Annotated in this window: 21 protein-coding genes, 2 tRNA genes and 1 pseudogene; 14 read left to right on the forward strand and 10 right to left on the reverse strand. The window is 70.9% G+C overall.

The genetic code is table 11. The features are described 5' to 3' along the window. Positions 1–60: 60 nt before the first annotated feature. Positions 61–3,897 carry a PAS domain-containing protein gene (locus OG905_RS20850; RefSeq protein ID WP_328674483.1) on the reverse strand — a complete coding sequence of 1,279 codons (3,837 nt, stop codon included), beginning with the start codon at positions 3,895–3,897 and terminating at the stop codon, positions 61–63. Positions 3,898–4,066: 169 nt separating this feature from the next. After that, on the reverse strand, positions 4,067–4,507 hold the full coding sequence (locus OG905_RS20855) for an SSI family serine proteinase inhibitor (RefSeq protein ID WP_328674484.1): 441 nt from the start codon (positions 4,505–4,507) through the stop codon (positions 4,067–4,069). A 206-nt stretch (positions 4,508–4,713) separates the two neighbouring features. On the opposite strand from OG905_RS20855, the gene OG905_RS20860 reads away from it, so the two are divergent. The 13 genes from OG905_RS20860 to OG905_RS20920 all read left to right on the forward strand — a co-directional run bounded on the left by OG905_RS20860 (position 4,714) and on the right by OG905_RS20920 (position 16,769). Beyond that, a tRNA-Ser gene (locus OG905_RS20860) sits at positions 4,714–4,807 on the forward strand. A gap of 196 nt (positions 4,808–5,003) precedes the next feature. Then, positions 5,004–5,076, forward strand: a tRNA-Arg gene (locus OG905_RS20865). A gap of 140 nt (positions 5,077–5,216) precedes the next feature. Beyond that, positions 5,217–5,345 (forward strand): hypothetical protein, encoded by a 129-nt coding sequence (locus OG905_RS20870; protein ID WP_328674487.1) that lies wholly within the window; start codon positions 5,217–5,219, stop codon positions 5,343–5,345. A 34-nt stretch (positions 5,346–5,379) separates the two neighbouring features. Then, positions 5,380–6,258 carry an arginase family protein gene (locus tag OG905_RS20875; protein ID WP_328674489.1) on the forward strand — a complete coding sequence of 293 codons (879 nt, stop codon included), beginning with the start codon at positions 5,380–5,382 and terminating at the stop codon, positions 6,256–6,258. Between the two features lie 95 nt (positions 6,259–6,353). After that, on the forward strand, positions 6,354–7,220 hold the full coding sequence (locus tag OG905_RS20880; RefSeq protein WP_328674490.1) for a DUF2797 domain-containing protein: 867 nt from the start codon (positions 6,354–6,356) through the stop codon (positions 7,218–7,220). Positions 7,221–7,307: 87 nt separating this feature from the next. Then, positions 7,308–7,652: an antibiotic biosynthesis monooxygenase family protein gene (locus tag OG905_RS20885; protein ID WP_328674492.1), complete on the forward strand. Its 345-nt coding sequence runs from the start codon at positions 7,308–7,310 to the stop codon at positions 7,650–7,652. Next, positions 7,609–8,523: an amidohydrolase family protein gene (locus OG905_RS20890; protein WP_328674494.1), complete on the forward strand. Its 915-nt coding sequence runs from the start codon at positions 7,609–7,611 to the stop codon at positions 8,521–8,523. Before OG905_RS20885 ends, OG905_RS20890 begins: the two co-directional genes overlap by 44 nt. 67 nt (positions 8,524–8,590) lie before the next feature. Further along, positions 8,591–9,328: a response regulator transcription factor gene (locus tag OG905_RS20895; RefSeq protein WP_328674495.1), complete on the forward strand. Its 738-nt coding sequence runs from the start codon at positions 8,591–8,593 to the stop codon at positions 9,326–9,328. Continuing rightward, positions 9,328–10,851: a HAMP domain-containing sensor histidine kinase gene (locus OG905_RS20900; RefSeq protein ID WP_328674496.1), complete on the forward strand. Its 1,524-nt coding sequence runs from the start codon at positions 9,328–9,330 to the stop codon at positions 10,849–10,851. Before OG905_RS20895 ends, OG905_RS20900 begins: the two co-directional genes overlap by 1 nt. Positions 10,852–10,876: 25 nt before the next feature. Further along, positions 10,877–12,205 (forward strand): bifunctional glycosyltransferase family 2/GtrA family protein, encoded by a 1,329-nt coding sequence (locus tag OG905_RS20905; protein ID WP_328674498.1) that lies wholly within the window; start codon positions 10,877–10,879, stop codon positions 12,203–12,205. Continuing rightward, on the forward strand, positions 12,202–14,343 hold the full coding sequence (locus OG905_RS20910; RefSeq protein WP_328674501.1) for an ArnT family glycosyltransferase: 2,142 nt from the start codon (positions 12,202–12,204) through the stop codon (positions 14,341–14,343). The genes OG905_RS20905 and OG905_RS20910 overlap by 4 nt, the downstream gene beginning before the upstream one ends. Before the next feature lie 69 nt (positions 14,344–14,412). Continuing rightward, positions 14,413–15,954 (forward strand): MFS transporter, encoded by a 1,542-nt coding sequence (locus tag OG905_RS20915; RefSeq protein ID WP_328674503.1) that lies wholly within the window; start codon positions 14,413–14,415, stop codon positions 15,952–15,954. A gap of 35 nt (positions 15,955–15,989) precedes the next feature. Further along, entirely contained in the window at positions 15,990–16,769 is a 780-nt protein-coding gene (locus OG905_RS20920) for a TetR/AcrR family transcriptional regulator (RefSeq protein WP_328674504.1), read from the forward strand. Positions 16,770–17,218: 449 nt separating this feature from the next. On the opposite strand, the gene OG905_RS20925 is transcribed toward OG905_RS20920, so the two are convergent. From OG905_RS20925 to OG905_RS20935, 3 genes and pseudogenes are all read right to left on the reverse strand, one after another. After that, positions 17,219–17,686 carry a PPOX class F420-dependent oxidoreductase gene (locus OG905_RS20925; RefSeq protein ID WP_328674506.1) on the reverse strand — a complete coding sequence of 156 codons (468 nt, stop codon included), beginning with the start codon at positions 17,684–17,686 and terminating at the stop codon, positions 17,219–17,221. A 31-nt stretch (positions 17,687–17,717) separates the two neighbouring features. Further along, a pseudogene (locus OG905_RS20930) lies at positions 17,718–19,352 on the reverse strand (MDR family MFS transporter); the annotation flags it as partial. Positions 19,353–19,367: 15 nt separating this feature from the next. After that, positions 19,368–19,826 carry a MarR family winged helix-turn-helix transcriptional regulator gene (locus OG905_RS20935; protein WP_328674510.1) on the reverse strand — a complete coding sequence of 153 codons (459 nt, stop codon included), beginning with the start codon at positions 19,824–19,826 and terminating at the stop codon, positions 19,368–19,370. 193 nt (positions 19,827–20,019) lie between these two features. Between OG905_RS20935 and OG905_RS20940 the strand changes: the two genes are divergently transcribed. Beyond that, on the forward strand, positions 20,020–20,238 hold the full coding sequence (locus tag OG905_RS20940) for a hypothetical protein (RefSeq protein WP_328674512.1): 219 nt from the start codon (positions 20,020–20,022) through the stop codon (positions 20,236–20,238). A gap of 15 nt (positions 20,239–20,253) precedes the next feature. On the opposite strand, the gene OG905_RS20945 is transcribed toward OG905_RS20940, so the two are convergent. The 5 genes from OG905_RS20945 to OG905_RS20965 all read right to left on the reverse strand — a co-directional run bounded on the left by OG905_RS20945 (position 20,254) and on the right by OG905_RS20965 (position 23,674). Continuing rightward, on the reverse strand, positions 20,254–21,027 hold the full coding sequence (locus OG905_RS20945) for a hypothetical protein (RefSeq protein WP_328674514.1): 774 nt from the start codon (positions 21,025–21,027) through the stop codon (positions 20,254–20,256). A 60-nt stretch (positions 21,028–21,087) separates the two neighbouring features. Continuing rightward, complete coding sequence (locus tag OG905_RS20950; RefSeq protein WP_324985263.1) at positions 21,088–21,951, reverse strand: RNA polymerase sigma factor SigF; 864 nt, start codon at positions 21,949–21,951, stop codon at positions 21,088–21,090. A 234-nt stretch (positions 21,952–22,185) separates the two neighbouring features. Continuing rightward, entirely contained in the window at positions 22,186–23,028 is an 843-nt protein-coding gene (locus OG905_RS20955; protein WP_328674518.1) for an RNA polymerase sigma factor SigF, read from the reverse strand. 177 nt (positions 23,029–23,205) lie between these two features. Then, positions 23,206–23,499: a Dabb family protein gene (locus tag OG905_RS20960; RefSeq protein ID WP_328674520.1), complete on the reverse strand. Its 294-nt coding sequence runs from the start codon at positions 23,497–23,499 to the stop codon at positions 23,206–23,208. A gap of 10 nt (positions 23,500–23,509) precedes the next feature. Continuing rightward, a complete protein-coding gene (locus tag OG905_RS20965) occupies positions 23,510–23,674 on the reverse strand; it encodes a hypothetical protein (RefSeq protein ID WP_328674522.1) in 165 nt (54 codons plus the stop codon). Positions 23,675–23,991: the final 317 nt, after the last annotated feature.

The raw sequence follows: 23,991 nt of genomic DNA on the forward strand, positions 1-23,991 counted from the left end.
GCAGGAGCTGCAGTACGCGTACGGAAGGGGGCGGCGGCCACAACCGCCGCCCCTTTCGCGCTAGTTCGTACCGATCTTCGCCAGCAGATCGACGATGCGTGCCTGCACCTCGCTGCTCGTGGAGCGTTCGGCGAGGAAGAGCACCGTCTCTCCCGACGAGAGCCGCGGCAGCTCCGCGCGGTCGAGGCCCGCCGAGGTGTAGACGACCAGCGGGGTGCGGTTCAGCTGTCCGTTCGCCCGCAGCCAGTCGATGATCCCGGCCCTGCGGCGGCGTACCTGCATCAGGTCCATCACCACCAGGTTCGGCCGCATCTGGGAGGCGAGCGTGACCGCGTCCGTGTCCGCCCCGGCGCGCGCGACCTGCATACCGCGGCGCTCCAGCGTCGCCGACAGCGCGAGCGCGATCTCCTCGTGCTCCTCGATCAACAGCACGCGCGGAGGGTGCTGTTCGCTGTCGCGCGGGGCCAGCGCCTTGAGCAGTACGGCAGGATCCGCGCCGTACGCGGCCTCCCGCGTCGCCTGCCCCAGCCCCGCCGTCACCAGCACCGGAACCTCCGCCGCCACCGCGGCCTGGCGCAGCGACTGCAGGGCCGTCCGGGTGATCGGGCCGGTCAGCGGGTCGACGAAGAGCGCCGCCGGGAAGGCCGCGATCTGCGCGTCGACCTCCTCGCGCGAGTGCACGACCACCGGGCGGTAGCCGCGGTCGCTCAGCGCCTGCTGGGTGGAGACATCGGGAGCGGGCCAGACAAGGAGACGGCGCGGGTTGTCCAGCGGCTCAGGGGGCAGTTCGTCGTCGACGGGCTGCGGCTGCGGCCGGTTGGCCACCTCGACCGCGCCGCCCGGGCCGTCCAGCGGCTCGGGGCCCTCCGCGCCCTCGTCGGGGGCACCGATCGCGTACGCCCGGCCCTCGGTCCGCTCGGCCGGCATCAGCGAACCGGTCTGCGCCGGGCCCTGCGGGTGCTGACGGGCGGATGATTCGGAACGCTCGCCGTCCGGGGGCGTGGCCAGCTTGCGGCGACGGCCGGAGCCGAGTGTCTGGTTCTGCTTCTCGGCGATCTGCTGCGAGAACGGCACGCCCTGCCCCAGCGTGCGCACACTGAAGGCCCGTCCCTGTGAGGCGTCGGCAGGAACAGGGGCCTCGGCCGGAACCGGAGCCTCGGCGGGCAGCGGCTGCGCGGCGCGCGAGGCGGCGGGACCGTCGGCGGGCACGGGCAGCGGCATCGATACGGAACCGGCGGCCGCGACCGTCTGGCCAGGGCTCAGGGTCGGGCTTTGCGCGGGCGCGGGCGCGGACGGCTGCGCGGCCTCGTCGACGGCCGCCGCATGGTGGCCGGTCGAGTCGTCGGAGACGAGGGCCGCGAGGCCGCTGCCTGCGGTGCCGTTCTCGGCCCAGTCCGGCTGTACGGCAGGCTGGGACAGGGACTCGGCGACGGGCTGGGTGTCCGGCTGCACCGCAGACGGCTCGGGTGTCTCTTCGGGCAGAGGCTGAGCCTCCTGGCGTGCCCTGCGCCGGCCCGTCGGCTCCGGATGCTGCTGCGGCGGTGTGTGGTGCTGGGTGCCCGGCTCGGTGCCCACGGCGTCGTGCCTGCCCGGCAGCGAGGCATCGGCCTCACCCGCCGTCGGTGGAATCCGGTCGGCCTCGGCAGGCGGGAGCGCGAACGCCGTGCGCCCGGCCTCCACCTCGGCCGGCGCGGTCGCCAGCGCCCGCCTGGCGCGCCGCCCGGCAGCCGGAGCAGGGGCGGCAGCGGGGGCCGCGGTCGCGGTCGGAGCCGCGGGCAGCTGGGGCATCGCGCCATCGGGGCGCCGCGCACGCCGCCCGGAGGGGCCCGTTCCCTGCGGGGCGACGGGCACGCCCTGCGGCGGCACCGTCTCGCCGAGCGCCGCGCGCCCGGTCGAGGCCGCGCCCTCCGCGGCCGTCACCACCGAACCCTCGGAAGGCCGGGGAGCCGCTCCCGCGGCGACCGCGACAGCCTGCTCGGCGGGGCTCGGCCGCCCGCGCCGCCGCCCGGTCCCGCCGCTCCCCGAACCACTCTCCTCGCCCGAATCCTGAGCGGGGATCTGCTCCTGCTGCGGCTCTCCCGGATGACCCCTGCGGCGGCCCGTCGGCTGCGTGGCCGCCGGGACCTCCACGGCCACGGGGCTCTCCAGGAAGGCATCCGTGGAGGCCCGCCGCGCGCGCCGCCGCCCGCCCCCGCCGGTCGTGGCGGGCGAGGTCTGCTGTTCCGGCACAGCGAGCGCACCGGCCTCGGGATCCGGTGCCGGGGCAGCCGTCACCGTCCCCGAGCCCTCGCCCAGCGGCACCTCCAGGACGTACGCGCTGCCGCTCATCCCCGGCACCTCGTGCGTCTGCAGCACCCCGCCGTGGGCCCGTACGATCCCGCGCACGATCGGCTCGTGCACCGGGTCTCCCCCGGCGAACGGCCCGCGTACCTCGATCCGTACGACATCACCGCGCTGCGCCGCCGCCACGACGACCGTCGAGTCCACATACCCGCCGCCCGGAACCACCCGGGCCTTGCCGGTCGAGTCGACCCCGGCCACGTCCGCGACGAGATGCGCGAGCGCCGTCGCCAGACGCCCCGCGTCCACCTCGGCCTCTATCGGCGGCGAGTGCACCGCGAACTGCGCCCGCCCCGGACCGATCAGCTCGATCGCGCCCTCGACACCGGCCGCAACGACCCCGTCGAGCAGCACCTTGGCCTTGTGCAGCTCCTCCGCGCCCGTGTCGAGCCGCTGATAGCTCAGGACATTGTCGACAAGCGTCGTCATCCGGGCATATCCGGCGGCCAGATGATGCAGGATCTGATTGGCCTCGGGCCACAGCTGCCCGGCCGGATCGGCGGCCAGCGTGCCCAGTTCGGCGCGCAGTTCCTCCAGCGGCCCGCGCAGCGACTCACCCAGTACGGCGGTCAGCTGGGCATGCCGGGCGGCCAGCTCCTCGAACCGGTCGGTCCGCTCCTCGATCTCGGCGGCGTAGCGCTCCGACTTGTCCGCGAGCTCCGCCGAGAGCCGCTCGGTCGTCTCCGCGATCTCGGCCCTCAGCCGCTCGGTCGTCTGCGCCAGCTCCGCCGCGTGCTGCTCCGCCTGCTCCTCGTAGGGGCGCCGGTCGGTGAAGGTCATCACCGCGCCGACGAGCTGGTCCCCGTCCCGTACCGGCGCGGTCGTCAGATCGACCGACACCTTCGAACCGTTCTTCGTCCACAGCACCTGCCCGCGCACCCGGTGCTTGCGACCGGACTTGAGGGTGTCCGCGAGCGGCGACCCCTCGTACGGGAAGGGCTCGCCGTCCGCGCGCGAGTGCAGGATCAGCGGATGCAGCTCCTGGCCGCCGAGGTCGCTCGCCCGGAACCCGAGGATCTGCGCGGCGGCCGGATTGACGAGCACGACGCGCCCATCCGTGTCCGTACCGACGACACCCTCGGACGCGGCCCGCAGGATCATCTCGGTCTGGCGCTGCGAACGCGCCAGCTCCGCCTCGGTGTCCACGGTCCCCGACAGATCACGTACGACGAGCATCAGCAGCTCGTCACCGGTGTAGCCGCCGCCGTACGAGTCGTACGCCTCGCGCCCGTCCTCGAGGCTCGCGCTGGTGACCTCGACCGGGAACTCACTGCCGTCCGTACGCCGCGCGATCATCCGCGCGGGCTTGGTGCGGCCCCGCTCGTCGGCCGCCTCGGGCCGACGCATCGAGCCCGGGATCAGCCGGGAGTCGAACGAGGGCAGCAGATCGAGCAGCCCGCGCCCGACGAGTGCGGTGCCCGCGCTCTCGAAGAGTTCGAGGGCGATGGTGTTGGCGTTGACGACTGTGCCATTGCAGTTGACGAGCACGAGCCCGTCCGGGAGCGCGTCGAGTATGGCTGCGAGGCGAGCAGCGCCTCGGGATGGCCTGCTGCTCACGACGACGGTTCCTCCCTGACCTACTGCATGGTGCGGACGGCCGGTCCCATCCTGCCCCTCGGGCTTCAGCCTGTCACTGGAGGGAGTCTAAAGGCAGCGGATGTGCGGGAGGCGGCGGATGAGGGGGAGCTCTCACCAAGGTTGTGTGCACACGGCCTACGCCCTGGGCCTATGACCTGGTGTTCGGCAGTACGGGTTCCATGGTCTGCCATCGCGAGATTTCGCAGCCGTTGGTCCGGCTGAAGGTGGCGTCCACCTGCCGGCCCTGCCAGGTGCCGGTGATGTGCGCGGTCTCGGGGCCGCCCATCTGCTCCGTACACATCTGGTCCTGCGGCACCGGCGCGAACGGGTCCTCCCCCTGCAGCGCCAACTCGTCCAGCCGGTCGCAGGCCTCCTGCGCCGCCGGGTGGTCACCGCCGGTGGGCCCGCACAAGAGCTCGTACCTCCCGTCGGTCCGCGCGGTCTCGGAGACGGTCACGGTCAGCTGGTCCCCGGCCGGCGCGGACAGCAGCGGCAACGGCAGCGGAAGGGGCGAGGCCCCGGCGGCGGGGACGGCGGCGGCCAGCGCGGCGGCGGAGGCGGTTGCGATGAGGACGATGCGGCGCAGCATGGAAACTCCTGGAGCTCGAGAGTCACGGTTCCACCCGGGGCGCGGGGCCCCGGCATCTTTAACGCTCCGTGGGCCGCGGCGTTGCGCAACCGGAGAAGCGCTTTGCTCTGTGGCCCGCGTGCCTAGTACCGTGGACAGCGATTGGTGACACCCCACCGGGCTGTGTCATCATCTGCACGCACCACTCGCGCCCGCGCGGGTGAGCTGGAGGCGTCGCCTAGTCCGGTCTATGGCGCCGCACTGCTAATGCGGTTTGGGTCTTAAAGCCCATCGAGGGTTCAAATCCCTCCGCCTCCGCCAGTTGATCACCGAAGCCCCGTCCTGATGGCCGGGGCTTCGGGTTGTTCAGGGCCGCTTCGCGGGGGTGCTTCAGAGGCGTTTCTGCGGCGTTTTCGCAGGTCAGGTGGGGTGTGCTTAACGGATTTCACCTGACGGCGCGGGTCATGTAATGTTGTTCCCGCAACGCCGACCGGGCAGAAAAGCCCGGGACGCACAAGCACTCGTAGCTTAACGGATAGAGCATCTGACTACGGATCAGAAGGTTGCAGGTTCGAATCCTGCCGAGTGCACACTGCTCAGAGGCCCCCCGGAGAAATCCGGGGGGCCTCTTGCGTTGCCGCGAACGCTGCCGGGGATGTGGTCACGGTGGACTGCGGTGGCCGGTGGCCGGTGGCCGGTTCGAGGTCGTGCGGCGTGGCGGTTTCCGGTGGTGGCCCTGCCGCCTGGCGTCGGCCTGGACGAGGTCGAAGCCGGCATGGACGTGTGGGCCGATCGGGTTGCCGGTGCCGAGTGGTGGTGCGGAAATCTCGGCGAAGCGGTGGAGGAGCCGGGAGCCTGACCGGGTTGGGGTTCTGGTCGAGGAGGCGTGCGGAGTGCGGGAACTCGCGATCATCGAGGCGCCCTCCGTCCTCGGGCTGCGGCCGACCGGGGTTGAGGAGCTGTCGCAGGCGCTGCTCGGGGCCGGGCTGGTGGAGGGGCTTGGGGCCGTGCGGGGCGGGCGGGTTGAGCCGCCGGCGTACGAGGCGAGGCGCGATCGCGAGAGCGGGGTGCTCAATTCGGGTGGTATTGCGCGGTACTCCAGCGCACTCGCCGACACCGTGGGTGGCGTCCTTGACCGTGGGCTGTTTCCCGTCGTCCTCGGCGGGGACTGCAGCATCCTGCTCGGCAATCTCCTCGCGCTCCGGCGACGGGGGCGGTACGGACTGCTCTTCCTCGACGGGCACACCGACTTCTATCAACCGTCCGCGGAGCCGGCCGGTGAGGTGGCGTCGATGGAGCTCGCGCTGGCGACGGGGCGCGGGCCGCGGGTGCTTGCCGATCTGGAAGGGCTGGGGCCGTTGGTGCGGGACGAGGATGTCGTCGCCCTCGGGTTCCGCGATGCCGGCGAGTCCGCAGAGGCCGGGATGCAGGCGCTGCCGCCGCAGTTGTGCGCGGTCGATCTCGACGGCGTGCGGGCTGTCGGGGCCGCGGCGGCGGCGCGGGGCGCCGTCGGGCGGCTCGGCGAGTACTGGGTGCACCTCGATGTGGATGTGCTGGACGACGCGGTCATGCCCGCCGTCGACTACCGGCTTCCCGGCGGGCTGAGCTGGACCGAGCTGGAGAGCGTGCTGCGTACGGCGCTCGGGGACGATCGGGCCGTCGGCTTCGATGTCACGATCTTCAATCCCCGTCTCGATCCCGACGGGAGCATCGCCGCGAGCCTCGTCGAATGCCTGCGCCGGGGGCTGTCCGCACGGACCGCCCGGGGCTGAGCCGAGGCCGGGCCAGGGCTGCGTAGGGCTGAGCCGATCGCGGGCGATGTCCGTGGGCTCCGGTAACGTCCCCGTTTTCGGCCGGAGGTGTGTGTATGGCGTGGCGCTGCGCGGGGCTCAGCTGGCCGCGGGGGACCCGGATTCCCGTGCTCGCGTGGGAAGGCGGGCGGGTCAGTCCGCTGACCGCCGGGAAGGAGCTCGGCTTCCGTGCCGAGGGCGAGCGATGCTGCGTCGGGGCACGGGGAAATCCCTGTCCGCTCGGGGCCGTCGTGACGGGTCGGGCCAAGCAGGCGCGGTGTGCGGAGTGCGCGCGGCTGGACCGGGCGCACTCGGTGGCCGCCGACACCATCGCGGACGACCCCAGGACGTACCGCGTGTATCTCGCCTGGTTCGGTCCTGAGATGGTCAAGGTCGGCATCACCGCCGAGGAGCGCGGGCCCGCGCGACTGCTGGAGCAGGGGGCCGTCGTCTTCAGCTGGCTGGGGCGCGGGCCGCTGATGGCCGCGCGGCGGACCGAGGAACTGCTGCGCAGTGCGCTGGGAGTGCCGGACCGGATTCCGTACGCGGCCAAGCGCGCCGTGCGGGCCGCACTGCCCGGGGCGGCCGAGCGGGCCGCGGAGATCGGGGAGCTGCACCGCCGCGCGGTGGCGCTCGCCGGGTGGGCCGAGTCGCTGGAGCGGCTGGACTTCGAGGCGGTCGACCACGCCGAGGTGTTCGGGCTCGACGGTCTGCCCGCCGCGACCGCGGTGGTGCGCGAACTGGTCGACGGCGGGGTCGTCGCCGGGCGCGTGGTGGCGGCGGCCGGGCCCGATCTGCATCTGTGGACCGCGGACGACGGGCTTGTCGTGCTCGATACGCGGCTGATGACCGGCTGGTCGCTCATCGGCGCAGGGCCGGGGGAGGGCGTGACGGTGCCCCTTCTCGACGTCGCCGGCGGGGCCGTTCAGGACGGGCTCTTCTGACCGGATGGTCAAGTCTTGGATCCCCTTTGGATCCCTTACCGCAATGAGGCTGGACACCTCCCCGACCCGGAACGGAGGCTGGGCGTCATGAGCATGCAGAACATCAGACCTGTCGCAGCGCATGAACCGCCTTACTACACAGTGGTCTTCACCTCCGTCCGTTCCGACCGACCCGAGGGATACGGCGAGACGGCAGAGCGGATGAAGGAACTGGTGCAGGAGGTGCCCGGGTTCCTCGGGTACGAGTCGGCCAAGACTCCGGGTGGGCTGGGGATCACCGTCGGCTACTTCAGGGACGAGGAAGCCATCGTCGCCTGGCAGCGGAATCTGGAGCACCAGGCCGCGCAGAAGCGCGGACGCGCCGAGTGGTACGAGAGCTACAGCGTGCATGTCGGCAAGGTGGAGCGGAGTTACGGCTTTGAGCGAGAGTAGCGAGAGTGACGACGTCCGGATGTTCTGGCAGCGGCTCGGGCTGCCCGGACTCGTGGACGTACACACCCACTTCATGCCCGAGCAGGTCCTCAGGAAGGTGTGGGCGTACTTCGATGCCGTCGGCCCGCTGACCGGCATGGAATGGCCCATCACCTACCGGCACGAGGAGGAGGAACGCGTCGCGCTGCTGCGGGAGTTCGGGGTGCGCTCGTTCACCTCGATGCTCTATCCGCACAAGGCGGGCATGGCCGCGTGGCTGAACGGCTGGGCCGCCGACTTCGCCGAGCGCACTCCCGGCTGTCTGCACACGGCCACCCTCTTCCCCGAGGAGGGCGTCGAGCGGTACGTGCGCGAGGCGGTCGAGCGCGGGGCGCGCGTCTTCAAGGCGCACCGCCAGGTCGGCGCGTACGACCCCAACGACGCCCTGCTCGACCCCGTCTGGGGACTGCTCGCCGAGGCCGGAATCCCGGTGGTCACGCACTGCGGCTCCGGGCCCGTGCCCGGCAAGCACACCGGGCCCGAGCCGGTGGGCCGACTGCTCGCGCGGCATCCGCGGCTGCGGCTGGTCGTCGCCCACATGGGTATGCCGGAGTACACCGACTTCCTCGATCTCGCGGAGCGCTACCGGGAGGTGCGGCTGGACACGACGATGGCCTTCACGGACTTCAGTGAGCGCCTCAGCCCCTTCCCGGCCGGGGAGCGGGCCCGGCTGGCGGCGCTGGGCGATCGGGTGCTGCTCGGGACCGACTTCCCCAACATTCCGTATCCGTACGTCCATCAACTGCGGGCGCTGGAGCGGCTGGATCTCGGGGACGACTGGCTGCGCGCGGTGTGTCACGACAACGGCGCGGCTCTCTTCGGTCTCACCTAGCGTTTTCTCAGGGAATTCACAGCAAAGGGCAAGGACCCTCTCAGGGCGGGGTCGCAGGGTGACCAGCATGACCGCGACCTCGCCCCAGGGGCGTACCGAAATGCTCAGGCCGGACGGCAGCCCCGTCCGGGTGCTCGTCGTGGACGACGAGGCGGCGCTGAGCGAGCTGCTGTCGATGGCTCTGCGCTACGAGGGCTGGGAGGTGCGCAGCGCCGGGGACGGCGTGGGCGCGGTGCGTTCCGCGCGCGATTTCCGGCCCGACGCGGTGGTGCTCGACGTGATGCTGCCCGACATGGACGGGCTCGCCGTCCTCGGGCGGCTGCGGCGCGAACTGCCCGAGGTGCCGGTGCTGTTCCTCACCGCCAGGGACGCGGTCGAGGACCGGATCGCGGGACTGACGGCGGGCGGCGACGACTATGTGACCAAGCCCTTCTCGCTGGAGGAGGTGGTGGCCAGGCTGCGCGGTCTGATCCGCAGGTCCGGGGCCGCGACCGTACGCAGTGAGTCGTTGCTCGCGGTCGGGGATCTGACCCTCGACGAGGACAGCCACGAGGTCAGCCGGGGCGGCCAGTCGATCCATCTGACGGCGACCGAGTTCGAGCTGCTGCGCTTCTTGATGCGCAATCCGCGGCGGGTGCTCAGCAAGGCGCAGATCCTGGACCGGGTGTGGTCGTACGACTTCGGCGGGCAGGCCAATGTCGTCGAGCTGTATGTCTCGTATCTGCGCAAGAAGATCGACGCGGGGCGTCCGCCGATGATCCACACCCGGCGCGGGGCCGGATATCTGATCAAGCCGGGCGAGTAGTGCGCGGCGTACGTGGGCGGCGGCGCAGATGGTCGCTGCGGACCCGGCTCGTGGTCTCGGCGGTGGCGCTGATCGCGGTGGTGTCGGCGGTGATCGGTACGGTCACGACGATCGCCTATCGCACCTATTTGTACGGGCAGTTGGACACCCAGCTGGCCACCGTCGGCATGCGTGCCGCCGGCCCGCCGGGCCCGGTCGCGGACCGGCCGTTCGCCGGCATGCCGGAGCGGGATCCGCTCGACTTCGTCACCGGCGGCGGTACGCCGGTGGGCACCGTCGGCGCGCAGCTCACCCCCAGCGGCAAGGTTCTCGACGCCGCGGCCAGCACCGAGCGGGCGACGGACGCGCTGGAGCCGAGCAAGAGCCCGCTCACCGCGGCACAGTCCAGCGCTCTGGCCGAAATCCCGCGCGATCGCCGTCCGCACACCCTGGAACTGCCCGGCCGGGGCGACTACCGGGTCACGTATGTCACCGGGGTCCGCGGCTCCTACCTCGTCGGGATCCCGACGAGCGACGTACAGGACGCGCTGGGCACGCTGGTACTGGTCGAGGTCTCCGTCACCGGCGCCGGGCTGATCGCCGCCGGTATCGCGGGCGCCGCCCTGGTCGGGGTCGCGCTGCAGCCGCTGCGGCGGGTCGCCGCGACCGCGACCCGCGTCTCCGAAATGCCGCTCCACAGCGGCGAGGTGGCCCTGCACGAGCGCGTCCCGGACGCCGAGGCCGATCCGCAGACCGAGGTTGGCCAGGTGGGCGCGGCGCTCAACCGGATGCTGGGGCACGTCGGTTCGGCGCTCGCGGTGCGGCAGGAGAGCGAGACGCGGGTGCGGCAGTTCGTCGCGGACGCCAGCCATGAATTGCGGACGCCGCTGGCGTCGATCCGCGGCTACGCCGAGCTGACCCGGCGCGGACGCGAGGAGGTCGGCGCGGACACCCGGCACGCACTGGGGCGGATCGAGGCCGAGGCGACGCGGATGACGGGTCTGGTGGAGGATCTGCTGCTGCTGGCACGTCTCGACGCCGGACGCCCGCTCTCGTACGAGAGCACTGATCTCTCGCCGCTGGTCGTGGACGCCGTGGGTGATGCGCAGGCGGCGGGACACGACCACAAGTGGCGTCTGGAGCTCCCGGTGGAACCGGCGACGGTCCTGGGCGACAGCGCCCGCCTGCACCAGGTGCTGGTCAATCTCCTCGCGAACGCCCGTACCCACACACCACCGGGCACGACCGTCACCGCACGCGTGCGACGCGAGAGCCGGACCGTCGTGCTGGAGGTCGAGGACGACGGCCCCGGCATTCCGCCGGACCTGCTGCCGCACATCTTCGAACGGTTCGCGCGCGGCGACGCCTCCAGGTCCCGGCACGCCGGATCCACCGGGCTCGGCCTGGCGATCGTGCAGGCCGTCGTGACCGCGCACGGTGGCACGGTGAGCGTGCGCTCCGAACCGGGGCGCACGGCCTTCGCCGTGGCAATGCCCGCGGCGCACGACTCACAGACGAGCCACAGGCACATCACACAGGCGTGACAGCGCGGCCGCCGAGTGTCGTGCCATGCGAACCGATACCCCAAGGGGGACTCTTCCGGCCCGGGAGCATCTGCTCGCCCACACCGCAGGCCGGCCCGTACTCGACGTGGTGATCCCGGTCCACAACGAGGAGAAAGACCTCGAACGGTGCGTGCGCAGACTGCACGACCACCTCGTACGGACCTTCCCGTACGGCTTCAGGATCACCGTCGCCGACAACGCGAGCACCGACGCCACGCCCCAGGTGGCGACCTGGCTCGCCCACTCCATCCCCGAGGTGGAGGCCTACCGGCTGGAGGAGAAGGGCCGCGGCCGGGCACTGCGCACCGTGTGGTCGCACTCCGACGCCCCCGTACTCGCCTATATGGACGTCGATCTGTCCACCGACCTCAACGCCCTGCTGCCGCTGGTCGCACCGCTGATCTCCGGGCACTCGGACCTCGCGATCGGGTCCCGGCTCGCGCGCTCGTCGCGCGTGGTGCGGGGGCCGAAGCGGGAGTTCATCTCGCGCGCCTACAACCTGATTCTGCGCGGATCGCTCGCGGCGCGGTTCTCGGATGCCCAGTGCGGATTCAAGGCGATACGGCGCGAGGTCGCCGAGCGGCTGCTGCCGATGGTCGAGGACACCGGCTGGTTCTTCGACACCGAGCTGCTGGTGCTGGCCGAGCGGGCCGGGCTGCGGATCCACGAGGTGCCGGTGGACTGGGTCGACGACCCGGACTCGACGGTGCACATCGTGAGCACGGCGACCGAGGACCTCAAGGGCGTCTGGCGGGTGGGGCGTGCGCTGGCGGTGGGCGCGCTGCCGCTGGACCGCCTCGCGCGACCCTTCGGTGACGATCCGCGCGACCGGCAGCTGAGCGGGGTTCCGGGTGGTCTCGCCCGGCAGCTGGTCGGCTTCTGTGTGGTCGGCGCGCTGTCCACGCTGCTCTATCTGCTGCTGTATTCGCTCTTCAGGGCCGGGGCCGGTCCCCAAGTCGCCAATGCGGGCGCGCTGTTGCTCTCCGCCGTCGCGAACACGGCCGCGAACCGGCGGCTCACCTTCGGGATACGCGGCCGGGAGCGGGCCGTACGCCATCAGGCGCAGGGCCTGGTCGTGTTCGGCATCGGGCTCGCGTTGACCAGTGGCTCGCTGGCCGCCCTGGACGCGGCCGCCGGAAACCCGTCCCACGGCACCGAGCTCGCGGTCCTGATCGCGGCGAACCTCGCGGCGACGATGCTGCGCTTCCTGCTCTTCCGGGCGTGGGTCTTCCCGGACCGGCGTGACGACGACGTCCCGGCTGACGGCGACGTCCCGCCCGGCGCCGAGCGGCCCGCCTCCGAACTTCCGTACACCGTAAGGAACTCACGATGACGACGACTCTTCCCCACGACGGGCTCGCGGTGGCGGACAGCCCCGGGCACGCCCGCAGCGCGCCGGGCACCCGTATCTGGCGCGGGCGCGCCGACGACGCCGCCTGGGTGCGCCCCGCCTTCCTCGGACTTCTGCTTCTCACCGCGCTGCTCTACCTCTACAACCTGAGCGCCTCGGGCTACGCCAACTCCTTCTACTCCGCGGCCGTGCAGGCGGGCAGCGAGAGCTGGAAGGCCTTCTTCTTCGGCTCGTCCGACGCCGCGAACTCCATCACCGTCGACAAGCCCCCGGCCGCGCTCTGGCCGATGGCCCTGTCCGTACGGCTCTTCGGGCTCGGCTCCTGGCAGATCCTCGCCCCCGAGGTGCTGATGGGGGTCGCGACGGTCGGTGTGCTGTACGGCGCCGTACGCCGGCGCTTCTCCCCCGCCGCGGGCCTGATCGCGGGCGCCGCGATGGCCGTGACACCGGTCGCCGCGCTGATGTTCCGCTTCAACAACCCGGACGCGCTGCTCGCGCTGCTGATGACGGTGACGGTGTACTGCGTGCTGCGCGCCCTCGAAGGCGCGCGCACGAAGTGGCTTCTCTGGGCGGGTGTGGCGGTCGGCTTCGCCTTCCTTACGAAGACGCTGCAGGCCTTCTTGATCCTGCCGCCGCTGGCCCTGATCTACGCGGTGTGCGCACCGGCGACCCTGCGGCGGCGGCTCGGCCAACTGGCCCTGGCCGGACTCGCGATGGTTGTGTCGGCCGGCTGGTGGGTCGCGATCGTCGAGCTGTGGCCCGCGTCCTCGCGTCCGTACATCGGCGGCTCGCAGAACAACAGCTTCCTGGAGGTGACCTTCGGCTACAACGGCCTCGGCCGGATCAACGGCAACGAGACCGGAAGCGTCGGAGGCGGCGGCGGGGGCCGTGGCGGTGGCTGGGGCGAGACTGGCATCGACCGAATGTTCGCCGGGAACATCGGCGGCCAGATCTCCTGGCTGCTGCCCGCCGCGCTGCTGCTGCTCGTCGCGGGGCTTGTTGTCACCTGGCGGGCCAAGCGAACGGACACTGCCCGGGGCGCGTTCCTGGTCTGGGGCAGCTCACTGCTGATGACCGCGGGGATCTTCAGCTTCATGGCGGGGATCTTCCACGAGTACTACACGGTGGCGCTGGCGCCGTACATCGCCGCGCTCGTCGGCATGGGCGCGACGGTGCTGTGGGAGGAGCGGCGTTCCTCCGCGGCCTCGGCGGCGCTGGGCGGCACCGTCGCGGTGACGGCGTACTGGTCGTACACCCTGCTCGGCCGGAGCACGGACTATCTGCCGTGGCTGCGGTGGGCGGTGCTGATCGGCGGTCTTGCGGCCGCGGCCGGGCTGCTGCTCACCGGCAGGATCGGCCGCCAACTGGCGCTCGGCGCGGCGGCTCTGGGGCTCGCGGCCTCGCTGGCGGGGCCCGTCGCCTACACCCTCACGACGGTGAGCGAGGCCCACGCGGGCTCGATCGTGACGGCGGGACCTGCGGTGGCCGGTGGCCGCGGTGGTCCGGGCGGTGGCGGTCCGGGCGGTGGCGGTCCCGGTGGGCGGCTCGGCGGTGACGGTGCGCGGATGCAGCCGCCCGGGCAGCAGGGGCCGGGTCAGGCTGCCGGGCAGCAGGGTGGCGGCGTGCCGGGCGGCGGTATGGGGCAGCCCCCGACGGGCGGGCAGATGGGCCAGGGCCAAGCCCCTCAGGGCCAGGGGCAGATGCCCGGCGGTTTCCCCGGTGCCGGGCAGGGCGAGCGCGGCGCCGGTGGCGGCGGCATGGGCGGTCTCCTCAACGGCGCGAATGTCAACGCCGAGGTCGAGGCCAAGCTGAAGCAGAACGCCGGCGACTACACCTGGATCGCCGCGGCCATCGGCTCCCAGAACGCCGCCAGCTATCAACTCGCCACCGAGAAGCCGGTGATGGCGATCGGCGGCTTCAACGGCAGCGACCCGTCGCCGAGCCTCGCGCAGTTCAAGCAGTACGTCGAGGACGGGAAGATCCACTACTTCATCTCCGGCGGCCAGGGCGGCGGGCCCGGCGGCAGCGGCAACTCCGGGATCACGACGTGGGTGGAGGCCACGTTCACCAAGGTCACCGTGGACGGCACGACGCTCTACGACCTGACCGACGAGAAATAGTCCTATACAGCGTATGAGAATCCTTGTACGGTGTACGACGAAGTCCCGTACACCGTACAAGGAGCGTGTATGACGGCAACGACTGCCGAGACCCACCTGGCCCCCACCGGACGCCACCCGCAGCGCTGGCTGATCCTCGGCGTCATCTGCCTCGCCCAGCTCACCGTGCTGCTCGACAACACCGTCCTCAGCGTCGCCATCCCCTCCCTCACCCGGGAGCTCGACGCCTCCACGGCCGACATCCAATGGATGATCAACGCTTACTCGCTCGTCCAGTCGGGGCTCCTGCTCACTGCGGGCAACGCCTCCGACCGCTACGGCCGCAAGAAAATGCTGGTCGCGGGACTCGCGCTGTTCGGCCTCGGCTCCCTGGCCGCCGGACTCGCGCAGACCGTGACCGGGCTGATCGCCGCGCGCGCGGGCATGGGCGTCGGCGGCGCGCTGCTGATGACCACCACCCTCGCCGTCGTCGTCCAGATCTTCGACGACACCGAACGCGTCAAGGCCATCGGCCTCTGGTCCACCGTCAGCTCCCTCGGCTTCGCGGCCGGTCCACTCATCGGCGGGGTCATGCTCGACCACTTCTGGTGGGGCGCGATCTTCCTGGTCAACATCCCCGTGGCGGCGATCGGGCTCGTCGCGGTCCTCGCACTCGTACCGGAGTCCAAGGCTGTGTTTTCCCGGGGGACAACCCCCGGACCCCCGGTGCAGGGCGACCGGCCGGACCTGCTCGGCGCGCTGCTCTCCACCATCGGCATGACGGCCGTGGTGTACGCGATCATCTCCGGGCCCGAGCACGGCTGGACGTCCACACGGGTCCTCGCCTCCGCGGCGGGCGGAGTTCTCGTCCTGGCCGTCTTCGTCCTCTGGGAGCTGCGCATCCCGTATCCCATGCTGGACATGCACTTCTTCCGCAACCAGCGCTTCATCGGCGCGGTCGCGGGAGCGATCCTCGTGGCCTTCGGCATGGGCGGCTCGCTGTTCCTGCTCACCCAGCACCTCCAGTTCGTGCTGGGGTACGGGCCGCTGGACGCGGGTCTGCGCACGGCGCCGCTCGCACTCACCGTCATCGCCCTCAACCTGACCGGCGTCGGCGCGCGGCTGCTGCCGAAGCTCGGCACCCCCGGGACCGTCGCCACCGGGATGACCCTGGTCGCCGCCGGGCTCGCGGCGATCGCGGTACTCGGCGGCGACGGATACGGCGGCATGCTGCTCGGGCTCGTCGTCATGGGCGCGGGCGTCGCGCTCTCCATGCCCGCCATGGCGGGCGCCATCATGAGCGCGATTCCGCCCGAGAAGGCGGGGGTGGGGGCCGGAGTGAACGGCACCCTCGCCGAATTCGGCAACGGCCTCGGAGTCGCTGTCCTGGGCGCCGTGCTGAACTCCCGCTTCGCCGCGCTCGCAGCGACCGTCGCGGGCACGGCCTCCCTACCGGCGGCCCTCGCCGCGGCCGACGGCCCCGCCGAACGCGGCCGCATCTCCGACGCCTTCGCCTCGGGCCTCCAGACGAGTCAGCTGGTCGGCGCGGTCGCCGTACTCGCCGGCGGGCTGCTCGCCGCGATGCTGCTGCGGCGGGCCGGGCGGGAAGACTCACCCAGGGCGGCGGCATAGCATCGGAGTCGGGGGCGAACCGAGGAGGATGCGCGATGGTGAGTGCGGCCGACCGCGCCAAGGGGCCCGCGCGGACCAGCGTGTGGCTGGACGGCAAGGCGGACCGGGACCGCGGCCGCAAGCCGGGGACCCGCGACCAGCCGGCCGGTCTCGACCGCGACAAGATCATCGAAGCGACGGTCCGGCTACTCGACACCGAGGGCGCGTCCAAGTTCTCGATGCGCCGCCTGGCCGCGGAGCTGAACGTCACGGCGATGTCGGTGTACTGGTACGTCGACACCAAGGACGACCTGCTGGAACTGGCACTCGACTCGGTCTTCGGCACGCTGCGACTGCCGGAAGTGAGCGCGACGGGGGACTGGCGCGAGCAGCTGCGCGAACTGGCCACCGGGTACCGGGCGTTGCTGGTCCGCCACCCCTGGGTGTCACCGCTGATCGGTACGTTCCTGAACATCGGCCCGAACGCGATGGCGTTCTCACTGGCGGTCCAACAGGTGATGCGCAACACGGGCCTGCCGCCCCACGGGCAGATGGGAGCGCTTGCTGCGGTGTTCCAGTTCGTGTACGGGTTCGGCACGGTCGAGGGGCACTTCATTCAGCGGTGCGCGACGGCGGGGATGAGCCAGGACGAGTACTTCCGCCAGGCGATGGGGACGGTGGGCGAACAGCCGCAGTTCAGGGAGATGGTGGAGAGCGCGTCGGAACTGATGGAGGCGCGGGGCGGGGACACGGTGGAGGAAATGAGGGAGAGGGACTTCGGGTTCGCGCTGGAGCTCTTGGTGGCAGGCATCGAAGCGATGGTTGCTCGCGCGTAGGGTCCCGGCGCGGGGTGCCGTGGCTCGGGCTTGGGCGTCCGTTGCGCCGGGCGGCCGCGGGGCGCGGGCCTTGGCGTCCGCGGTGCGGGCCCGCCGCGGGGTGCGGGCTCCGGGTCGCCTCCGGGCTCGACTCCTCGGCGTCGGCGGCAATGAGGGGTCCGCGTTGATCACCCGGTGTTGGCCGCCAATCGCCTGCGGGGACGACCCTGCACCGCCCCTCCCCACCGGATGGGCTGTGCTGCGCGGTGGTTCGCCCGCGAAGCCACCGACCGGGCAGTAACCACCAACGCCCCCTGGCCCACGGCACGGACGGGCTGTTTGGTCGCGGCGGCGCGAAGCTGCCGCACCGGGGTGTGGGGGCGTCAGCCCCCACGTACCCCCGGGGTCCGGGGCGGAGCCCCGGTTACGGGAAGGGGCGGGGTGGGGGAACCCCCCGGCCCCCCGCACCGTCAGCTCCCGCTGAGCCTCGCCGGAAACCCACCCCTCGCCACCGGCCCCCACCGCTCCACCGTCACCCGGATGATCGACTTGCCCTGTTTCATCATCGCCTCCCGGTACTCGTCCCAGTCCGGGTGCTCCCCCGCGATGTTCCGGTAGTACTCCACCAGCGGTTCCACCGAGTCCGGCGCGTCCAGTACCTCCGCCGTGCCGTCGATCTGGACCCAGGGGCCGTCCCAGTCGTCCGACAGGACGATCACGCTGACTCGCGGATCGCGCCGCGCGTTGCGGGTCTTGGCGCGTTCCGGATACGTGGAGATCACGAGACGGCCCGCGTCGTCGACCCCGCACGTCAGCGGGGACCCCTGCGGCGTGCCGTCCGCGCGGGTCGTAAGGAGGATGGCCCGGTGCCTGGGGCGTACGAAGTCCAGCAACTCGTCCAGTTCCACCGCAGTGTTGGTGGCGATGTTGGGTGCCATGCGCCGCAGCCTATTCCTGTACGGAGGTCCCGGCGACGGCCGCCGCGACAGGGGACTCGACGGCCTCCGCCGCCTCGACCGCCTCCGCCTTCGCGTGGCTCTTCAGCGCGACCTCCTTGATGAACAGCGTCACCAGGAAGGCCAGCAGCGCGAACGGCGCCGAGTAGAGGAAGACATCGGCGACACCGTGTCCGTACGCGCTCTCCATCACCGTACGGATCGGCGCGGGCAGCTTGTCCAGATCGGGAATGCCGCCGCCCGCCGTGCCCCCGTGGCCCAGCGCCGCGCCCTGCGGGCCGAGTTCGGCCAGTCCGTCCTTGACGTAATGGGTCACCCGGTTGGCCATGACCGCGCCCAGCGCGGAGACGCCGACCGCACCGCCCAGCGAACGGAAGAAGGTGACGACCGAGCTGGCCGCGCCGAGGTCTTCCGGGGCGACCTGGTTCTGCGTGCAGAGCACCAGGTTCTGCATCATCATGCCGAGGCCGAGACCCAGCACGGCCATGAAGATCGCGATACGCCAGTACTCGGTGTCGTACCGCATGGTGCCGAGCAGTCCGAGGCCCGCCGTCACCAGCACGCTGCCGCTGACCAGCCAGGCCTTCCAGCGGCCCGTCTTGGTGATGACCTGGCCCGAGACCGTCGACGAGATGAACAGGCCGCCGATCATCGGGATGGTCATGACGCCGGACATGGTCGGCGACTTGTCGCGCGCCAGCTGGAAGTACTGGCTGAAGAAGACGGTGCCCGCGAACATCGCGACGCCGACGAAGAGCGAGGCCACCGAGGCCAGCGTGATGGTGCGGTTGCGGAACAGCCGCAGCGGGATGATCGGCTCGGTCGCCTTCGACTCCACAAGGAGGAAGATCGCGCCGAGCACGACCGAGCCGCCGACCATCGCGTACGTCTGCCAGGAGACCCAGTCGTACTTGTCACCCGCGAAGGTCACCCAGACCAGCAGCAGCGAGACCGCCGCGCTGATGAAGAACGCTCCGGACCAGTCGACCTTGACCTGGCGCTTCACGACCGGGAGCTTCAGGGTCTTCTGCAGGACGATCAGCGCGATGACCGCGAACGGCACACCGACGTAGAAGCACCAGCGCCAGCCGAGCCAGTCGGTGTCGGTGATGACACCGCCGAGCAGCGGGCCGCCGACGGTGGCGACGGCGAAGGTCGCGCCGAGGTATCCGCTGTAGCGGCCGCGCTCGCGCGGGGAGATCATCGCGGCCATCACGATCTGCGCGAGCGCGGAGAGACCGCCGACGCCGATGCCCTGGACGACCCGGCAGGCGATGAGCATTCCGGCGTTCTGCGAGAGTCCGGCGACCACCGAGCCGAGGACATAGATGACCAGGGCTATCTGGACCAGCAGCTTCTTGGAGAAGAGGTCGGCGAGCTTGCCCCACAGCGGGGTGGTCGCGGTCATCGCGAGCAGCGAGGCCGTGACCACCCAGGTGTAGGCGCTCTGGCCGCCGCCGAGGTCGGTGATGATCTCCGGCAGGGCGTTGGAGACGATCGTGGACGACAGGATGGCGACGAACATGCCGAGCAGCAGCCCGGACAGCGCCTCCAGGATCTGCCGGTGGGTCATCGGCGCGCCCTCGGAGGACTGCCCTCCGTGCTTGGCGTGGCCGCCCCGCACACCGGCTGGTGTGGTCGTAGCCATGAACTTCCTTACGTCTTAAGCGGGTGTACGGGTGAGGTGGTGGGCCCGGCAGTCGCCGAAGCTGTCGCGGAGCCGGGCGAGCATGACGATCAGCCGTCCGACGTCTTCGTCGGACCAGTCCTTGAGGTTCTGGGCGAACATCTCGGTCGTCCGCCGGGCGAGCTCGTCGAGCATGACCAGCCCTGCGGGGGTGAGCCGCAGGATCCGGGAGCGCTTGTCCCCCGGGTCGGGAAGCCGTTCGATCCAGTCGCGCTCCGCCGCGTGGGCGACATGGCGACTGGTGACCGACATGTCGACGGCGAGCAGCTCGGCCAGCCGGCTCATCCGCATCTCACCGTGCCGGTCCAGCAGGGTGAGCACGGCGGCCGAACCGGACGGGCACTCGGCGGGCAGCATCCGCGCGAGGCCGCGTTTCACGGCGCCGATGGCGCTGAGCTGTCGGGCCAGTTCCGCGTACTGGCTCTGTGCGGCCATGGCCGTCCCCCCAGCATCTTGTTGCTTAGGGCAACCATAAAGCTGTTGGTTGCCGCAGGCAAACTAAAACGGGCGCCCGGGAGTAAAGGAACCCCAAAGCCTTCGCATGCCGCCGGTCATGGCCCCCAGAGGGAGAGATCTGCCACCCGCCCGGGGTTGGGCGGCGCACCGGGGTTCGCTAGGGTCCTGCCCCATGGCACACAACCCCCACGCTCCCCAAGGTCAGGGCCCCGAGGGCAACTACGACCCGGCGGGCAGCACCCAGATGTTCCGCGCCTTCGTCGACGACGGCGCGCCCCAGGGCCGCCAGGCGGCGCCCGCCGCCCAGTCGTCCTCGCGTATCGGGCTGATCGTCGGCGTCATCGCGGCCGTCGCGATCCTCGGCGCGGTGGCCTGGCTCGCCCTCGGCTGAGCCTCTGCGACAAGGTCACTTCCATACGGCGGTGACGTCCTGGGTCTCGACATGCATGCCCAGCGGCACCCGCCAGGCGTCCACACACACGGTGTACGCCTGTTTTCTCACCGCTCCCGCGGCGATCGGCGCGGGGAGCGGCTGAGCCGACTCGACGGTCGCCCAGTCGATCCCGAGTGCGCCGATGATGTGCGTCGCGAAGGTGACGGTGCCCGAGGTCACCGGCGAGCCGCCGGTATTGCGGAACTCCACCGTCACCTGCTCGCACCAGCGCTTGTCCAGCGCGGCACGGACCGGTTCGCCGAGTGCGAGCACTGCGGGTCCGGCCGGGGGCGGTGTCGGCGTCGGGCCGGGCGGCGGGGTGGTGCCGCCGGTGCTGCTGCCCGTACCGCCTGATCCGCCGCTGCCGCCGGAACTGCCCGAGCCGCCTGTGCCGCCGGAACTGCCGCCCGTACCGCCTGAGGCGCCTCCCGTGCCGCCCGGGCTCCCGGAACCGCCCGTACCGCTCGATGTGCCGCCGCTGCCGGGCACCGAGGGCAGTCGCGTCCCGTTCACGGCCTGATCGCCCGGCGGCTTCCCCGCCTCGCCACCGGACGGTGTGGTGCCGTCCAGCGGCACCAGAACGACCTTGCCCTTCGGCGGCACGGCGGCGGTGGGAGCCTCGTCGGGCCCCGACCCCGCGGCGCCGAGGGCCACATAGCCGTCGCCTCCGCCGCTCCCGCACGCGGTCAGCGCCCCGCCGAAGCAGAGCGCGACCGCCGCGAGAGCGGCTCCATGACGTCGTCGCATCGCGCCAGTGTGTCTGACGCACCGTCAATAAGGAACCCTGCCCACCGGGCTTCGGCCGGCTCAGTCGGCGATCAGGCCCTCCCGCAGCTGCGCGAGCGTACGGGTCAGCAGCCGCGAGACATGCATCTGCGAAATGCCGACCTCCTCGCCGATCTGCGACTGGGTCATGTTCGCGAAGAAGCGGAGCATGATGATCTGCCGCTCACGGGGCGGGAGTTTGGCCAGCAGGGGCTTGAGCGACTCGCGGTACTCCACACCCTCCAGTGCCGAGTCCTCGTACCCCAGACGGTCCGCCAGCGAGCCCTCGCCGCCGTCGTCCTCGGGCGAGGGCGAGTCCAGCGAGGAGGCGGTGTAGGCATTGCCGACGGCGAGACCGTCGACCACGTCTTCCTCCGACACCCCCAGCACCGCGGCGAGTTCGGGAACGGTCGGGGAGCGGTCCAGCTTCTGCGCCAGCTCGTCGCTGGCCTTGGTGAGCGCGAGCCGCAGCTCCTGGAGCCGGCGCGGCACCCGCACCGACCACGAGGTGTCGCGGAAGAAGCGCTTGATCTCGCCGACGACCGTCGGCATCGCGAACGTGGGGAATTCCACGCCGCGTTCGCAGTCGAACCGGTCGATCGCCTTGATCAGGCCGATGGTGCCGACCTGGACGATGTCCTCCATCGGCTCGTTGCGGCTGCGGAAACGTGCCGCCGCGTACCGCACGAGGGGGAGATTGAGCTCGATGAGGGTGTCGCGCACATAGGTGCGCTCCGGGGTGTCGGCTCCGCCCGCGGCGTTTTCTGTGTCCAGCGCGCGCAGCCGCAGGAACAGGGAGCGGGACAGAGTGCGGGTGTTGATGGCTTCCGAGCTGTCAGGTACGACAGGTGCGGGCACGCTCTTCGTGAGCGTGAGCACCTTGGAGCTGCCCTGTTCTACGGACATGCCACCCCCTTGAGGTCGCGGACGGTCGCGGCGGCCACGACCATCGGAGGAACGCAGCCTCCACCTGAATACCGGAGGCGGAGCTGCGGCAAACGCGGTTCCCGCAGAATGTCACATGTCGGCAACACGCTGAAGTGACATGTCGACAAGTAACCGGTGAATTTGCGCAGGAAGCAGGGGGTGCGGGGTTGTTGGGTAGCTGGAACCGGCGCGCAAACGGTCTACCCGTTTCAGCTATGCCTCGATCCTGTTTGCGGATCGCAGTCGGGCAAAACTTCGGGCAAGCAGCCTTGACACATGCATCTGTGAAACGCCCAGTTCCTGGCTGATCTGGGACTGCGTCAGATTGCTGTAGTAGCGCAGCATCAGGATGCGCTGTTCGCGCTCGGGCAGTTGTACGAGGAGATGGCGGACCAGGTCGCGGTGTTCGACGCCGGCCAGCGCCGGGTCCTCGTACCCGAGCCGGTCGAGCAGTCCCGGCAGCCCGTCGCCTTCCTGGGCTGCCTCCAGTGAGGTCGCGTGGTACGAGCGCCCGGCCTCGATGCACGCGAGTACCTCGTCTTCGCCGATCTTGAGGCGCTCGGCGATCTCGGCAGTCGTGGGTGAGCGTCCGTGAGCCGTCGTCAGGTCCTCGGTGGCGCCGTTGACCTGGACCCACAGCTCGTGCAGCCGGCGGGGGACATGGACGGTCCGTACGTTGTCGCGGAAGTACCGCTTGATCTCGCCGACGACCGTGGGCATCGCGAAGGTCGGGAACTGCACCCCGCGGTCGGGGTCGAAGCGGTCGATGGCGTTGATGAGCCCGATGGTGCCGACCTGGACGACGTCCTCCATCGGCTCGTTGCGGCTGCGGAAGCGGGCCGCGGCGTACCGCACGAGCGGCAGATTCGCCTCGATCAGCGCGCCACGCACCCGGGAGTGTTCCGGGGTGCCCGGCTCAAGCTCTTTGAGCTCGCCGAAGAGCACCTGGGTGAGCGCCCGGGTGTCCGCGCCCCTGCTCTGCGGTTTCGTGGCGGCAGAGGGATCGTCCGGCCGCTCGTTCTGGGGTGGCACTTGAGGCGCAGTACTGGCCGGCACGGTCACGCCACCCCTTTGCGGTCAACTAAGGTCAACTCATCCGTCAAAAGCGGTCATAGCATCACAAGACATGTCCACTGTGTGCAAGCACCGCATAACTACGTGTTGAAGGTAAGTTGGCTTTTAAACCTCAAAAGCCCCCCGCCGCATCGGCGAGGGGCCTGGAAAGGCGGGGGTTCAGAATTCGTAGTCCGCGATCACCCACGTGGCGAACTCGCGCCACTGACCGGCGGCCGCCTGATGGGCCGGATGCTCGAGGTACCGCTTGAGTGCATCACGGTCGGCCACCGCGGAGTTGATCGCGAAGTCATAGGCGATCGGCCGGTCGGTGATGTTCCAGGCGCACTCCCAGAACTCCAGCTCGGGCACCTGCCCGTCCAGTTCCCGGAAGGCCTTCACGCCGGCGGCGACACACGGCTCGTCGCGCTCGACGCCCTCGTTGAGCTTGAAGAGGACCAGATGGCGGATCAAGGAGGCTCTCCTAGTTCACGAGCTCGGTCATGAAGTCGCCGACGCTCCGCGCGGCGCTCGATATGCCCTCGAACCCTATCTGCACCAGATCGGCTGCCCTGGCCGGAGAGGTGATGATCGTGTACAGCACGAAGACGATGACAGCGTAGAGAGCGATCTTCTTCGTTTGCACCATCAGCCCCTGTCTCCCCTGTGATTCCCTGGCGCCCCTGCAGCCCCCTGGCCGTGCGTCGCGTGAGTCTAACCGAGCACGGCGAAGGACCCCGGCGCGGTGCACCGGGGTCCTTCGACAAGAGCGGTAGCGGAGGGATTTGAACCCTCGGTGAGTTTCCCCACACTCGCTTTCGAGGTCTGTTCGTGCCGGTCAGAGGGTCACCCGTCGGCGTTCATCTCCGTTCAGCCACGTTCCCGAGACCCGGCGGAAATCGCGGCGCGTACGGAGATGAACGCCGATGTACGGAGGTGAATGAGACGGAAACTGAGACGGAGGAT

This window comes from Streptomyces sp. NBC_00322, from assembly GCF_036147535.1.
Classification (GTDB): domain Bacteria; phylum Actinomycetota; class Actinomycetes; order Streptomycetales; family Streptomycetaceae; genus Streptomyces.